Genomic DNA, 14206 nt, shown 5'->3' with positions numbered 1-14206 from the left:
ATGCAGCGCGTCGATGGCCGCCATCAGGCTGGCCAGCAAACCCTGGCCGCAGCCGATGTCGACCACCAGGCCCTGGGCCGGCAGGTAGCCGCGTTCCAGCAGGCCACGGAACACCGGGTCGCGGCCCAGCTTGCCGCGCGCGAAGTGCCAGGCAAAGCGGCCGGCCTGCTGGTACGGCGAGCAGGCGGCCTGGTGCAGCGCGCGCCAGGCGGCATCGGTGGCGACGGTGCGCGGCGGCGGTTCGCCGAGGCTGCGGGTGGTCAGGACGGGAGCGGTCATCGGCTGGGCGCCGTCATGGGCGTGAAGTCATTGGCGGGAAGTCAAAGGCGTGAAATCAGGCGTGACAGCCACGGGTTCCGGCATGGCGTCGGGCAGCGTGACGCAGTGCAGCCCTGCCTGCCGGATCTGCTGCAGCAGCGCGGGCAGCACCTGCAGCACCACCGGCCGGCCGTCGGCGGCATGCGCGCCGTGGCCATCGTGCAGCAGCAGGATGTCGCCGGCGGCCAGGCCGCTCATCAGACGTGATAGTACCCGCTGCGGATCGGCCTCGCGGGTGTCGAAGCCGCGGCGGGTCCAGCTGGTCAGCGTCAGGCCCAGGCGGGCCAGCACCGGCTGCAGGAAGGGATTGCGCAAGCCGGCCGGCGCGCGGAAAAAACGCGGCGTCTCGCCGGTCAGCGCCGACAGGGTCTGCTGGGCCCGGTTCAGCTCGGCGGCAAATCCGCGCGGACCCAGCAGCGAAAAATTGTGGCGGTGGCGGAAGCTGTGGTTCTGCACGCTGTGACCGCGCGCGACGATTTCGCGCACCAGCGCCGGATGCTCGGCCGCGCGCCAGGCAATGCAGAAGAAGGTGGCGCGGGCGCCGTGGGCCTGCAGCAGGTCCAGCACCTGGGGCGTGACGGCCGGGTCCGGGCCGTCGTCCAGCGTCAGCGCCACTTCGCCGCGGGCCACGGCGGCGGGCGGCAGCCGGGTGATGTTCGGGCCCAGCCAGGTGGCGCGCGGCCACAAGCCGCCGAGCATCAGGCCGACATGGTTCAGCACCAGGGCTGCCACGGGCCAGGCCCAGGCATCGGGCCACAGCAGCAGCGCAGCAGCTGACAGTGCGTGCACGCCCACCGTGACGCGCATGAACAGCGTCATCGGCGTGGACACGCTCGGCAGTGGCGAAGCAGGAGAAGTCAAAGCGGCGGTTCGTGGGCGGCGGCGGATTTTCCCATGGTCGGCGCCGCCGCAGCACGACGCGCCGGCACGAAGGCCGCCGACAGCAGCAAGGCCAGCAAGGCGCCGGGCGCCACCACCTGGCCGATGGCCGACAGTGCCGGGATGTGCGACAAGCCGATCAGCCCGAAGGACAGCACCGTCGTCAGGTTGGCCAGCACCAGCGAGGCCAGCGTGTCTGCATCGGCCGCGCCTTCAGTGCTGAACTGGTCGAAGAACAAGGCGTAGTTCGAACCGACGGCCACCACCAGCAGCAGGCCGACCAGGTGCAGGATGCCCAGCGCGACCTGCGCCAGCATCAGCCCGCCCAGCGTCAACAGCACGGCCAGCGCCAGCGGCAGGCACACCGCCAGCAGGCGCCGGGTCGAGCGCATCGCCACTGCCAGCAGCAGCACCACCGCCAGGCCGCCGAGCAGCGCCTGCCACACGGCTTCACGCAGGTAGCGCTGGTACAGGCCATCGAGTTCCTGCTTGATGTCCACCACCTGCAGGCCCGGCACATCGGCCAGCGCGGCGCGCAGTTGTTCGGCGTCCAGCGGCGGCTGGCCGGTCTTGCCGCCGGGGCCGGCAGGCGGGCCTGGCTGCAGCGACAGCATCGCGCGCCAGCGCGCACCGCCGGCCTTCGGGTCGGCCGGCGCCTCGAACAGCAGGGCGTCGACCAGCGGCGCCAGCGGGCTGCCCTGCAGCGCGGCGCGGTCCACTGGCGGGCGCTGGCGGGCCTGCTGCACCGCATCGACAAAGGGCTGCAGGCGTTCGGCCTTCAGCGGCCCGCCGGCAGCGGCTTGTTTCACCCGCTCACCCAAGGTGTTGGCATCCGGCAGGCTGGCCAGGCGGGCCTGCTGCGTGCTGATGCTGGGCAGCCAGCGCGCCGGGCTGTCGTAACCCGCCAGACGGCCCTGCGCCACCAGCGCGTCGAGCTTGGCGCCGGCCAACTCGGCAGCTTGCAGCGCGGCCTGCGCGTCGGTGCCCGGCACCACCACCAGCGTGCGCGCATCGCTGGCCGACAGGTCAGCCCGCAGGTTGGCATCCAGCGCCAGCGCGCTGCGCGAGACCGGGCTCAGTGAGGCCAGGTCGCCGCGCCACAGCTCGCCGCGCTGCCACAGCAGCAGGCCCAGGCTCACGGCGCCCAACACCAGCAGCGCCATGCGTGCCCGCGGCAGCCAGCGCAACGCGCGCGCGGCCTGCTCGCCCAGCCAGCGCCGCAGGCCGAGGCCGGCGGCGCCGTCGGGCATCAGCGCCGGCAGCACAAAGCGCGTGGCCAGTGCGGCGGCCAGCAGCCCGCTCAGCGAGAACACGCCCAGCTGCGCCAGGCCCGGAAATCCCGAGAACATCAGCGCCGCGAAGCCGCACATCGAGGTCAGCAAGCCCAGCCGCACCGTCGGCCACGACAGCCGGCGCCAGTGCAACCAGCCGGTGCCCGGCTGCGCGGCGCCGCGGGCCTGGATCAGGTAATAAATCGCATAGTCCACGGCCTCGCCGATCAGCGTGCTGCCGAAGCCCAGCGTGATGCCGTGCACCGTGCCGAAGCCCAGGCTCACCGCGACGACGCCGCCGACCACGCCGCTGGCCACCGGCACGAAGGCCACCGCCACCGCCGGCAGCGACGCGAAGGCCAGCAGCAGCACCACGCCCATCAGCAGCGTGCCGACGATGGCCAGCTGGATCACCTCCCGCTCGATCTGCGCCCGGCTGTCGACGGCGAACACCGGCGGGCCGCTGAGTTGCAGCTGCAAAACGCCGAGCCCCGGTTGCGCGCTGATCTTCGCGAACGCGGCGCGCACCTGCGCCAGCAGCGCCGCCTGGCCATCGAGGTCGCCGCCGGCCGCGCGCGTCTGCGCCAGCAGCACTGCACGCGGCAGCTGGCGCGACACCCACACGCCGTGCTGGCTGCGCGGTGCATCGGGCGGCAGCATGGCTTCGACGATGCGCCGCGTCTCGCCGGTGGGGTCCGACTCCAGCAGCGGCTTGATCGCCGCACCGGCCGGCGTGCCCAGCAACGACAGCGTGTCGTCGAAGGCCTCACGCAGGCCGTCGACCGTGAAGTGCCGCGCCTCCACCGCCGGGCTCAGGTGGTAGCGGTTCGCGAACAGCCATTCGCCGGCGCCGCTGGCCTGCCAGGTGGCGGTATTGCCGTTGTGCACCTGGTCGAAGAGGCCGCTGTCGCGCAGCGCGCTGGCCAGCTGGTTCGAGGCCTCGGCACGCTGCAGCGCGTCGCCGCCGGTGATGCCCAGCATCAGCGTGCGTGCGGCCACGCCGCTCTGGATCTGCTCGATCAGCACGCGCTGGCGCGGATCGGGGCTGGCCGGCAGGAAGGCCGACAGGTCGGCCGAGAAGCTGCTGCGTGCGATGACCCAGCCACCCAGCAGCATGACGGCCAGCCACAGCAGCAAGGCCGTGGCACGCCGCGCCGGGCTCAGCGGCGCGTCGGTCATGAGTGCACCCTTGGCGCTGCGCGCCTTCCCGCCAAGCGGGAGCTGAGCCCCTTCGGGCGGCCGCACGCGGCTCACGGGCGCTTGTCGGGCGCCGCGGAAGCGGCGGCGGCCGTGTGGGCCGCGCTGGCCACCGGCTCGATCTGCATCAGCGAGCGGTCGCCGTCGGCCAGGCGCATCTCCACCGTGCGCAGCTCGGCACGGCGGCCGCTGATGCGCACGCTGGCCAGCATCACCTGCAGGCGCGGCTCGATCGGCAGCAGCTCCAGCGTCCACTGCGCCAGCGTGCCGCTGACCTTGACCTTGAAGTGCTGCTGCAGGCTTTGTGCATTGCCCGTCAAGGTACCGCGCACCGATTCGACGATGGCTTCCATCTCCGGTGCTGCATCCAGCACCAGGCTGCGGCTGCGGCCATTGCGCTCGAGCGTGACGATCTTGCCGTCCACCGCCATGGTCTCGGGTCGCGGCGCCAGCGTCTTGCGGGTGAAGCGGTCGGGTGCGGCAAAGCTCAAGGTGCCGCTGCTGACCAGCGGCGCGTCCAGCCCCTTGACCTGGCGCTGCTCGGTGAAGCGCGCCTCGCCGCTGCGCACCTGGGACAGCACGTTCATCAACTCGGCCAGTTCCAGCGCGGCAGCCGGCGCCGCGGCCGCCAGGCCCAGCACGGCCGCGGCGACGAGCCCGCGCAGGCCCGCGGCACGCCGGCGCAGGCCTGCGGCAAGTGCACGCTCAGGCCCCGTCTTCACGCCAGAAGTCATGGAAGTTGAACCAGTTGTAGGGCATCTCACGGCACAAGGATTCTAGGAGCGCCACGTAGTCGGCAATCGCTGCATGGATGCGCTGCTCGCGTTCCTGCGCCGTCGCCGCGCGCCGCGTGAAATCGGCCAGCGGCATGAAGCGCACCTCGTAGTGCGCGCCGCCGGTGTAGAGGCCGACCATGAACACCATGCGCTGGCGCAGCAGCGCGGCCAGGCGGAACGGGCCGTCGCTGAACACCGCCTCCTGGCCCAGGAAGGGCAGCCGCACCGGGTTGGCGCGGGCCGACTCGCCGGGCATCGCACGGTCGGCCAGCAGGCCGATCAGGCCATTGACGGCCAGCCGATCGCGGATGGCCAGCATCGAATCGGGCCGGCCCAGCGCGATGATGTCGGGCTTGATGTGCGGCGCAATGGCGGCCAGCGCGTTGTTGATCAGCCGCGCGTTGTCCGGGTACATCACCATCGCGATGTTCAGCTGCGGATCGCCGCGCCCGGCCGCGCGCAGGGCCTCGAAGCTGCCGATGTGAGCGCCGGTCAGGAAGGCGCCATGGCCGGCGTCCAGACAGACCTGCACATGCTCGTGGCCGTGCACGTCGATGCGGATGCCCGCGCCGCCTTCGCGCAGAAAGTACACGCGGTCGAGGATGGTCGCGGCGAAACAGAACACATGGGCGTACAGCTCGCGCCAGCGCGCTGGCCGGCCGAACACGCGCCCCAGGTAGCGCGCGCTGGCGCGCCGGGCCTTGGGCGCGAAGAGCACGAAGTACAGGGCGATGAGGTACAGCACCCCACGGGCGATGCGCCGGCCACAGCGCAGCGCGATCCAGCACATGATGCGCAGCGCCCAGGCGTTGCTGCGTTCGGGTTCAGCGGCCCAGCTGGCCGAGGATCCATGTGTGGCAGCGCGCGGGCTCGCGGGCTCGGCACTGTCCCGGCCGCGTGCAGCGGTGCCTTCCGCGGTGCTGGCCTCGCCGCTCACGCTAGACCCCCAGCGCGCCGCTGGCGACCCGCTGCTCGCCCTGCAGCACTTCAAAGCGCCGCGATGCGCCGGCTTCCTGCACCCGGATCGTCAGCACCGCGCCCGGCCCCACCGGTGCCAGGAACTTGGCGGCGCTGATCGTCATTGATGCGCCGGCCTGGCCGTCTTCGCGCAGCGCCTCCACCACTTCGGCCAGCAGCAGCACGCCCGGCAGGATCGCACGGCCGGGAAAGTGGCCGGCAAACGCCGGATGGTCGACCGGGATCACGCGCTGGCAGACGATGTCGGCCATCAATGCCCCTGGCGATCCAGCTGCGCCAGCGCAAAGGCGCGCAGCGACTGCGTGGTCAGCTTGCCGGTGGCTTCGCGCGGCAGCGCGTCGACATGCAGCACGCGCCGCGGCACGAACACCGCTTCCAGCCGGCGACGCAGGCCGGCGATGATGGCCGCCGCGCTGATGCCCGGCGCAACGACAAAGGCCACCGGCCGCACCACGCCGTCGGGCACCTCGTCGGGCAGCCAGAAGGCGCCGTCCTGCACCCCGTCCAGGCTGTTCAGGTGATAGTTCAGGTGGCCCAATGAGCTGCGCCGGCCGGCCACGTGGATCAGGTCGTTGGCGCGGCCGAACAGGCGGAAGCGGCGCGCGTCGTCCAGCCGCAGCACATCGCCCAGGCGTGTCGGCGCCGGCACGGCGCTGCCCTGTACGAAGAAGCATTCGTCCCGGCCATCGTCGCCGCCGCCGCTGGCTTGCCGCGTGATGCGCAGGTCGCCGAAGGTGCACCAGACTTCGCTGCTCGCGGTGCGGCGCGTGGCCACCTGGCCGGCTTCGGTGCAGCCGTAGATCTCGACCAGCGGGCCACCGAAAGCGCTTTCAGCCTGTCGTGCCAGCTGTGGCGACAGCGGTGCGGTGGCGCTCAGTACCAGGTCGGTCGGCGGCAGTTCCAGGCCGGCCGACAACAAGGCCTTCAGGTGGAACGGCGTGGTGATCAGCGCGCGCGGCCGCGGCAGCGACTGCAGCGCCTGCACGATGTCGGCCGGGTAGAACGGCCGGCCGGCATCGATGGCCGCGCCGCCCAGCATCGCGAGCAGCACGCTGGATTCGAAGCCGAAGCTGTGCTGCGCCGGCACCGTGGCCACCAGGTTCAGGCCGGCCAGCGTCGGCCGACCGAGGTACTCGCACAGGCGTTGCGTGGCGCCCTGCACGTTAAGGTTCATCTCGCCCCAGGTCTTGGCATGGGGCTGCGGCACGCCGGTGGAGCCGGAGGTCAACAGGCAGGCCCCCCGAAGACCGGCCGGGATGCAGGGCATCGCGACATCCGGCAGGTCGGCGGGAATGCCGGGCAAGGCGGCGGCCCCGCTCGCCATGCCGGCGGGCGGCGACAGCGCCACGCAGTGCGAGGGCATGCCGTCGACCTGCAGCGCGGGGTCGTCGGTGGCCGCGCACAGCACCGGGTGCTCGCTGCGCAGCTGAGCCAGCGTGTCGGGCCGTGCATTCGGCGGCAGCAGGCTGACGCGCCCACGCAACAGCGCGGCGGCAAAGGCCACGCTGAAGGCATAGCGGTCGGTGCACAGGCTGACCACGGCGCCCTCACCCGGCAGCCGTTCGGCAAAAACCTGCACGTCGGCCAGGAACTGGTGGCCACTGATCGGCTGGCCCTGGCGCCAGGCCAGGGGCTGGTCCAGGTCACGCGGGGCCAGCAGCGGCAGGCGCTGATCGGCCTGATGGACGACAGGCAGCATCGCAGCCGCCCTCATGGGTGCACCCTGCGGCCTGCGGCCGGTCCCGCCAAGCGGGAATGAGCCCCAGGGCCATGGAGTGGCCCCTTCCGGGGCCGTGGCGGCCGGGCGCGGCTCATGACCGCGCCGCCTCGCCCGATGCGCCATTCAGCGCATGCAGCACCTGCGCCAGCGTCAGGCGCTCGAATTCCGGGTGCAGGCGGTAGCGCGCCCAGTGCTCGCCGACAAACACCACGGCGATGGCCAGCGGCGTCAGCACATTGGCCAGCAGCGACCAGGTACTCCAGGGGAGCGTGGCGTACACCGCCACGGACACCAGCATCATGGCAAAGAAGTAGCCCACCCACAGCCGGGTGACATGCGCGGTGTAGGTCTCCATCGCCGGCGACAGCGCATGCACGCGACGCGCCATCTGCGTGATCAGCGACGGGCCATCGCCGCGCAGGCTGGCCAGGAACACCAGGCCCAGCGCTAGGTGCGTGCCGGCATGCTGCATCAGGTACAGCCGCTTGACATCCCCCAGCCCGCCGCGCGCGACGATCAGCACCAGCGCCAGCGCGGCCAGCACGCTGGCGCCCAGCAGCAGCGGCTGGCGCCGGCGCCAGGCCAGGGCCAGGCAGGGCAGCAGCAAGGGGCCGAACAACGCGGCCACGGCCCAGGGCTCGCTGGCGGCGTACAGCATCAGAAAATGCGACAGCACCGCATACAGGACCACCGCCAGCAGGCCCAGCGCCAGACGCAGCTTCACGGCGATGCTCCGTCAGGCGGTGCGGTGCGTGCCCACGTGCGCGGCCAGGCTGCGCAGCGACTGGAAGATCAGCTGGTTGTTCTCGTCGTCCGAACGCAGCTGAAAGCCATAGCGGCGCGACACTTCCAGTGCCAGTTCCAGGATGTCGATCGAATCGAGGCCCAGGCCGTCGCCATACAGCGGCGCGGTGGGGTCGATGGTGGCTGGCGCCACCTCGAGGTTCAGGGCCTCCACCAGCAGCACCGCCAGTTCGGACTCCAGCACCGACGCCTGTGCCGACTCCGGCGCAGGTCCCTGGGCAGTGGATGTGGCCGGCTTATCACCGGGGGCCGAAGCAGCGGACGAAGGGGACAAGGACATGATTTCCAGGCGGTTACGAGGGTCGGGCAAGCCTTCCATTGTAGTTGCGGGCACCGAGGCGCCCAGCCCCCGAAGCGAGCGCACCGCGCCCTCACCCGAGCACAATCACCGACCGATGCGGTCGACGGCCTCGATGGCCTCTATCGGTTCAGGCCTCGGGCTTGTGGCACACCGCTTCGACGTTGTGCCCGTCGGGGCCGATCACAAAGGCGCCGTAGTAATGCGGGTGGTAGATCTCGCGGATGCCCGGCGGGCCGTTGTCGATGGCGCCGACAGCCAGCGCGGCGGCGTGGAAGGCGCGCACGGCATCGCGGCTGTCGGCGGTGAAGGCCAGGTGCATCGGCCGCTGCGGCGCTTCACCCGGGCCGAACCAGAATTCCGGCTTGCCGCCCCTGCCGTAGCCGGCCCAGCCTGCCACCTCCACCATCAGCGCGATGTCCAGCGGCGCCAGGGCTTGGCTGAAGAAGGTCTTGCACTGCGCGTAGTCGCTGACGCTGATGCCGACGTGATCGATGATCATCAATACCTCCGAAGTGAGCCGCCCACTGTAGGCCAGCAGGGCGCTGAATCGACTTGGCAACCCCGCGTTTGAAGCGCTTTTCCGCCGACCGCGTGGCCGCCATCGGCGTAGCCTCGCCAGCATGCTGCAATCCCTGTTCGACCGCCTGCTCGGCCGCCGGCCCGCCGTGACCGCGCCGCGAGGCACGGTGCGCGTGGTACATGCCGGCACCGCCAAGCCGCCGGCGGCAGCCCCGGCGCCATCGGCCGTGCCCATCGGTGCCCGCCGGCCGCTGGTTTCCACCCAGGGCGGCATTGCCGGTTTCGAATTCCATCTGGGCGAGGCCACGCTGCGCCGGCTGCGCAGCCGCGGCGACCCCGCCGCCGCCACGGCCTGCGCCAGCAGCCTGCTGGGTGCGATGCGGCTGTGTGCGCAGAACGGCCAGGCGGCCTACGGCGAACTGCCGGCCAGCTGGCTGACGCGCGGCAGCACGGCCGACCCGCTGATCTCGGGCATGCACCTGGCGCTGGTGGACGACGACGACAAGGCCGACGCCGCGGTGCTGGCGCAGCGTATCGCGCTGTGGCGCGGTGCCGGCGCCGCGATCGGGTGGGCCCAGGGCACGGCGCCCCGCTTTGCTACCGGGCTGCGGCCCGACTTCCACACGCTGCAGGCTCGCGCGCTCGAACCCGCGGCGCTGCTGCAAGCCTTGCGCAGCGGCGCGCCGGGCGTGTCGCTGATCGCGCTGGACCTGCCCGGCATCGACGCGCTGGAGGCCGCACTCGCCGCCGGTGTGCGGCTGGCCTGCTGCCACATCGACGCCGGCGTCGAGCCGCCTGAAGCGCGGCCGCTGACGCCGCAGACGCAACGCCTGCTGGCGCTGATGACCCAGCTCACGCGCGATGCCGAAACGCCCGCGCTGGTGGCCGCGATCAAGGCCGACGTGAGCTTGTCCTACCGGCTGCTGCGCCAGCTCAACAGCGCCAGCGTATCGCCGGCCGGTGAACTGGGCTCGATCGAACAGGCAGTGGCCTTGCTGGGCCGCAACGAGCTGTACCGCTGGGTCAGCGTGCTGCTGGTGCAGCAGGCGCCGGCACGGCCGGCTTCAGCGGCGCTGCAGGCCATGGCGCTGGCCCGGGCCCGCTTCTTCGAGCTGCTGGCCGAGGCCCAGGGCGAAGCCCGGCCCGGCGCGCTGTTCACGCTGGGCCTGGCCTCGATGCTGCCGCAGCTGTTGCGCACCCGCCTGCCCGACGCGCTGGCCTCGCTGCAACTGCACCCGCAGGCCGAACAGGCCTTGCTGGAACGGCAAGGCCCGTGGTGTGCCTACCTGGCGCTGGCCGAGGTGCTGGACGAGAGTGACCTCGAAGAGGCCACGCCGCTGGCCCAGGCCTTTGGTGGCCTGCCGGCGGTGATGGCGCATTCGGCGCGCGCGTGGATGTTTGCCACGCGCCTGCCATCGGCCACCGGCGGCTGAGCGCCGGCCGACGCCATCAGGCCTTGGCGCGGAGCGCCTGCCTGAGCTGCACGCCGAGTTCCGGCTTGTGCTTGAACGGATCGGTCGGGTTGCGCGCGTGCATCACATCTTCCAGCCGGTTCTGCACCGAGGCCAGCGCCTTCGGGTGGCTGTAGATGTAGAACTGGTTCTCGCGCAGTGCGTCCAGCACCTTGCGGGCCACATCGGCCGCGGTCACCTTGCCGCTGGTGACGGCCTTCTCGCTCATCGCCGCGGCGATCATCTGGCTGCGCGTGGGCTTGGTGTTGACATCGTCCTGCGGCCGGTTGCGGTGGCTGGCGTGGATGCCGGTGGGCACGAAGAACGGGCACAGCACATGCGCATGGATCTGGTCGGTGACCAGCGACAGGTCCTGGTACAGCGTCTCGCTCAAGGCCACCACGGCATGCTTGCTGACGTTGTAGACGCCCATGTTCGGCGCGTTCAGCAGGCCCGCCATCGACGCGGTGTTGACGATGTGGCCCTGATACGCCGGGTCCGCCGCGGCGGCTTCCAGCATCATCGGCGTGAACACCCGCACGCCATGCGCCACGCCCCAGACATTGACGCCGAGCACCCACTCCCAGTCCTTGGCGCTGTTTTCCCAGATCAGCCCGCCCGAGCCGACCCCCGCGTTGTTGAATACCAGGTGCGGCGCGCCGAAACGCTTGCGCGTGGCCTCGCCCAGCGCCTCCACCTGATCGGCCTTGGAGACATCCAGCCGGAACGGCAGCACCTGGGCGCCGAGTGCGGCCACCTCGCCGGCGGCCAGCGCCAGTGCGTCGGCCTGCACGTCGGCCATCACGATGTTCATGCCCAGGTGCGCGGCCTGGCGCGAGGTTTCCAGGCCGAAGCCCGAAGCAGCGCCGGTGATGACCGCGGTGCGGCCTTTGAAATCGATCATGTCGAACTCTCCTTCTTGAGCTGGAAACCGATGCGCGGGAAGTGCACCTGCACGACACCCGCGCGCTCATCCGTGCGGCGCAGCACCACCTCGTCGGCGCTGAGGCCGACCAGCGTGCCGGCCACCGGGTCACTGCCGTAATCGGTGGCAGTCACCGTGACGGCCTGGCCGGGCTCGAAGCCCTTGCCGGCTTCCACCAGCGTCGGGGCCTGCGTGCCAGCGGTGGCGGCCATCGTGATCGCCTCGGCGCTGGACAGCCGCTCGTTCGGGCCATGGCCGATCGCCAGCACGCGGTCCAGCCAGGTGTTCAGCGCCTCATGCGGCGACAGGATGTCGGCCACCGGCCCACCGCGGCGGATGAACCACAGCGCATGGGCCACCGAGAAGTCGGCGATCGAGATCGTGTCACCGAACAGATACGGGCCGCCCTGGGCCAGCTGTTGCTGCAGCGCTGACAGATAACCCCTCAACTGCACGGCGGCATCGGCCAGCGTCAGGCGCCGCATCGTGCCGGTGAAGGCCGCGCGGTCGGCACCGAAGGCCTTCATCACTTCGGGCGCCGGGTTGTTGAACAGCGCCGCCGCGCCGGCCGGCTGCATCGTCCAGGTCACCGCAGCCCAGAACAGCGTGGCATCGGCCCACTGCGCAAAGGGCACCGCCAACGGCACGCTGGCCGGGTACAAGGTCGGCGTGGGCTGGCGCGCCTCCAGCACGCGGGCGATCAGCGCTGAATCGCAGTAGATGTCGGCGCCGATCTGCATGAACGGCGTCTTGCGGTAGCCGCCGGTCAACGCGATGACATCGGGCTTGGGCATGATCGGCGGGATCAGCACCGAACGCCAGGCCAGGCCCTTCAGGCCGAAAATCAGCCGGATCTTTTCCGAGAAAGGCGAGCTCGGGTAGTGATGCAGGATCAGGTCGCTCATTTTGAGAGATAGGTTCTGGGTCAGTGGAATTGGGCGCGTGCGACGATGGCGTTCAGGTCGCAGCCGGCCGGCAAGGCGCCGAACACATCGCTGGCGTCGGCCAGGCGGGACGCGCAGAACGCCGTGAACACGGCGTCGGTCGAATGCTGGCGCAGCAGCGCGGCTTGAAGCAGCAGCGCGGTGTCGCGCGCCAGGCGGCGGGCCTGGGCCTCCTCGGTGGCGCCGTCCAGGCCATGCAGCACGCGGGCCAGCATCGCGTCGAAGGCGGGGTGTGCGCCCTGGGCCGGTGCGGTTTCATGCGCCAAGGCATCGGCCACCGGGCCGCCGCGCAGTGCACGCAGCAGGTCCAGCGCCATGATGTTGCCCGCGCCTTCCCAGATCGAATTCAGCGGCATCTCGCGGTAGATGCGGGCCATCACGCCTTCGCCCTGCTCTTCGACATAGCCGTTGCCGCCCAGGCATTCCATCGCTTCCTGCGCGAACGCGCTGCCGCGTTTGCAGATCCAGAACTTGGCGATCGGCGTCAGCACGCGGCGCATCAGCGATTCGTGCTCGTCGTGGCCGTTCTCGGTGCGGTCCACGGCCCGCGCCAGTCGCAGCGCCAGCGCGGTGGCGGCTTCGCTTTCCAGCGCCAGGTCGGCCAGCACGTTTTGCATCAAGGGCTGGTCGATCAGGCGCTTGCCGAAGGCCTGGCGCTGCGACGTGTGCTGCAGCGCGATCGACAGCGCCTGACGCATCAGCCCGGCGGTGCCCAACGCGCAATCGAGCCGGGTCATCGCACCCATGGCCAGGATCTGCGGAATGCCGCGGCCCTCGTCGCCGATGCGCCAGGCGGCGGCGCCGTGGAACTCCACTTCCGAACTGGCATTGGCCTGGTTGCCGAGCTTGTGCTTCAGGCGCTGGATGCGCAGCGCGTTCACCGTGCCGTCGGGCAGCCAGCGCGGCAGGAAGAAGCAGCTCAGGCCCGCGGGCGTTTGCGCCAACACCAGGAAGGCGTCGCACATCGGCGCCGAGAAGAACCACTTGTGGCCGGTGAGCCGGTAGCGCACGCCCCAGTCGTCCCGCCCATCGGGCTCGGCCCGTGTGGTGTTGGCCCGCACGTCCGAGCCGCCCTGCTTCTCGGTCATGCCCATGCCCATGGTCAGGCCGGCCTTCTGGTCGAAGGGCAGGAAGCGCTCGTCGTACTGCGTGCTGGTCAGGCCGGGGCTCCAATCGGCATGCAGCGCGGCATTGCTGCGCAGGGCCGGCATCACCGCATAGCTCATCGAGATCGGGCACAGCACCGAGGGTTCGGCCTCGGTGAAGAGCATGAAGGCCGCAGCCCGCTCGATGTGCGCACCGGCCCCGCGCGACCACGGTGTGCCGTGCAGGCCATGGTGCATCGCGCGGGCCATCAGCGCGTGGTAGCTGGGATGGAACTCGACCTGGTCGATGCGGTGGCCGAAGCGGTCGTGGGTCTTCAGCTGCGGCGAGAAGGTGTTGGCCAGCCGCGCATCGCGCTGCATCGCCGACGAGCCGGCCTCGGCCCCCAGCGCGACCAGCGCCGCGTCGTCCAGCGCCGGTGCGTTGAAGCGCAGCGCATCGCGCAGTGCGCGGTTGCCGCTGTACAGGTTGACATCGGCCAGCGGCGTGCTCTGGTTCAGCACTTCATGGGTCACGACATCGGCTGTCATGCTGACCTCCACATCTCCACGTGCGGGATGTTGTCCTCCAGGTACCGGTCACCGACGGCGACGAAGCCCTGGCGGCCGTAGAAGCGCTGCAGGTGCGCCTGCGCACTGATGCGGATGCCGCGCCCCGGCCATACCGCCACGCAGCGCTGCACGCCTTCGTGCACCAGCGCATCGCCGGCGCCGCTGCCGCGCAGGGATTTATCCAGGACCACGCGGCCGATCGACGGTTCCTCGTACTTCAGACCGGGGTCGGTGACCCGCAGATAGGCGCGCAGTTCACCGCCCTCGTCGCGGCCCAGCAGGTGCCAACTGTCGCGATCGATGCCATCCGGGTCCAGGTAAGGGCCCTGCTCGAGGATGAAGATCCGGCAGCGCAGCGCCAGCATGTCGTAGACGCCGTCGACGCCGAGTTCGGCGAAGCGCTGCCAGGTCCAGGCCAGTATTTCGCCGCCGGGCCGCCCCAAGGCGAAAGCTCCCCCTCGGGGGGGC

The 14206-nt window shown here is 71.1% G+C and carries 14 protein-coding genes and 1 pseudogene; 1 reads left to right on the top strand and 14 read right to left on the bottom strand.

Annotation, left to right across the window (positions count from 1 at the left end; translation table 11 throughout):
* From VLK61_RS18805 to VLK61_RS18760, 10 genes and pseudogenes are all read right to left on the bottom strand, one after another.
* Positions 1-279 (bottom strand): annotated as a pseudogene (locus tag VLK61_RS18805) (hypothetical protein); the annotation flags it as partial.
* Positions 280-306: 27 nt separating this feature from the next.
* A complete protein-coding gene (locus VLK61_RS18800) occupies positions 307-1137 on the bottom strand; it encodes a polysaccharide deacetylase family protein (protein ID WP_325423154.1) in 831 nt (276 codons plus the stop codon).
* Between the two features lie 38 nt (positions 1138-1175).
* Positions 1176-3647, bottom strand: a complete 2472-nt coding sequence (locus VLK61_RS18795; protein WP_325423152.1) for an MMPL family transporter — start codon at positions 3645-3647, stop codon at positions 1176-1178.
* Between the two features lie 71 nt (positions 3648-3718).
* Positions 3719-4387 (bottom strand): LolA-related protein, encoded by a 669-nt coding sequence (locus tag VLK61_RS18790; protein WP_325423151.1) that lies wholly within the window; start codon positions 4385-4387, stop codon positions 3719-3721.
* Positions 4371-5378, bottom strand: coding sequence for an acyl-CoA synthetase (locus tag VLK61_RS18785; RefSeq protein ID WP_325423150.1), 1008 nt, complete (start codon positions 5376-5378; stop codon positions 4371-4373). The genes VLK61_RS18790 and VLK61_RS18785 overlap by 17 nt, the downstream gene beginning before the upstream one ends.
* 1 nt (position 5379) lies before the next feature.
* Complete coding sequence (locus VLK61_RS18780; RefSeq protein ID WP_325423149.1) at positions 5380-5670, bottom strand: 3-hydroxyacyl-ACP dehydratase; 291 nt, start codon at positions 5668-5670, stop codon at positions 5380-5382.
* Positions 5670-7118, bottom strand: coding sequence for an AMP-binding protein (locus tag VLK61_RS18775; RefSeq protein WP_325423148.1), 1449 nt, complete (start codon positions 7116-7118; stop codon positions 5670-5672). Before VLK61_RS18775 ends, VLK61_RS18780 begins: the two co-directional genes overlap by 1 nt.
* Positions 7119-7230: 112 nt before the next feature.
* Positions 7231-7863 (bottom strand): hypothetical protein, encoded by a 633-nt coding sequence (locus VLK61_RS18770; RefSeq protein ID WP_325423147.1) that lies wholly within the window; start codon positions 7861-7863, stop codon positions 7231-7233.
* Between the two features lie 12 nt (positions 7864-7875).
* On the bottom strand, positions 7876-8223 hold the full coding sequence (locus VLK61_RS18765; RefSeq protein ID WP_325423146.1) for a phosphopantetheine-binding protein: 348 nt from the start codon (positions 8221-8223) through the stop codon (positions 7876-7878).
* 148 nt (positions 8224-8371) lie between these two features.
* Entirely contained in the window at positions 8372-8743 is a 372-nt protein-coding gene (locus VLK61_RS18760) for a VOC family protein (protein ID WP_325423145.1), read from the bottom strand.
* A gap of 121 nt (positions 8744-8864) precedes the next feature.
* On the opposite strand from VLK61_RS18760, the gene VLK61_RS18755 reads away from it, so the two are divergent.
* A complete protein-coding gene (locus tag VLK61_RS18755) occupies positions 8865-10196 on the top strand; it encodes an HDOD domain-containing protein (RefSeq protein ID WP_325423144.1) in 1332 nt (443 codons plus the stop codon).
* 16 nt (positions 10197-10212) lie between these two features.
* Here the strand turns inward: VLK61_RS18755 and VLK61_RS18750 are convergent, their stop codons facing one another.
* The 4 genes from VLK61_RS18750 to VLK61_RS18735 are packed head-to-tail and all read right to left on the bottom strand — an operon-like array spanning position 10213 to position 14160.
* Complete coding sequence (locus tag VLK61_RS18750) at positions 10213-11118, bottom strand: SDR family oxidoreductase (RefSeq protein ID WP_325423143.1); 906 nt, start codon at positions 11116-11118, stop codon at positions 10213-10215.
* On the bottom strand, positions 11115-12044 hold the full coding sequence (locus VLK61_RS18745) for a glutathione S-transferase family protein (RefSeq protein ID WP_325423142.1): 930 nt from the start codon (positions 12042-12044) through the stop codon (positions 11115-11117). Before VLK61_RS18745 ends, VLK61_RS18750 begins: the two co-directional genes overlap by 4 nt.
* A 20-nt stretch (positions 12045-12064) precedes the next feature.
* On the bottom strand, positions 12065-13717 hold the full coding sequence (locus VLK61_RS18740) for an isovaleryl-CoA dehydrogenase (protein WP_325423141.1): 1653 nt from the start codon (positions 13715-13717) through the stop codon (positions 12065-12067).
* Complete coding sequence (locus tag VLK61_RS18735; RefSeq protein ID WP_414636832.1) at positions 13714-14160, bottom strand: GNAT family N-acetyltransferase; 447 nt, start codon at positions 14158-14160, stop codon at positions 13714-13716. The genes VLK61_RS18740 and VLK61_RS18735 overlap by 4 nt, the downstream gene beginning before the upstream one ends.
* Positions 14161-14206: the final 46 nt, after the last annotated feature.

The sequence above is a fragment of the Aquabacterium sp. genome (assembly GCF_035476535.1).
In the GTDB taxonomy this organism is placed as follows: domain Bacteria; phylum Pseudomonadota; class Gammaproteobacteria; order Burkholderiales; family Burkholderiaceae_C; genus Pseudaquabacterium.
The sequence above is the reverse complement of the archived record's forward strand: the minus strand, read 5'-3'. Positions and strand labels throughout refer to the sequence as shown.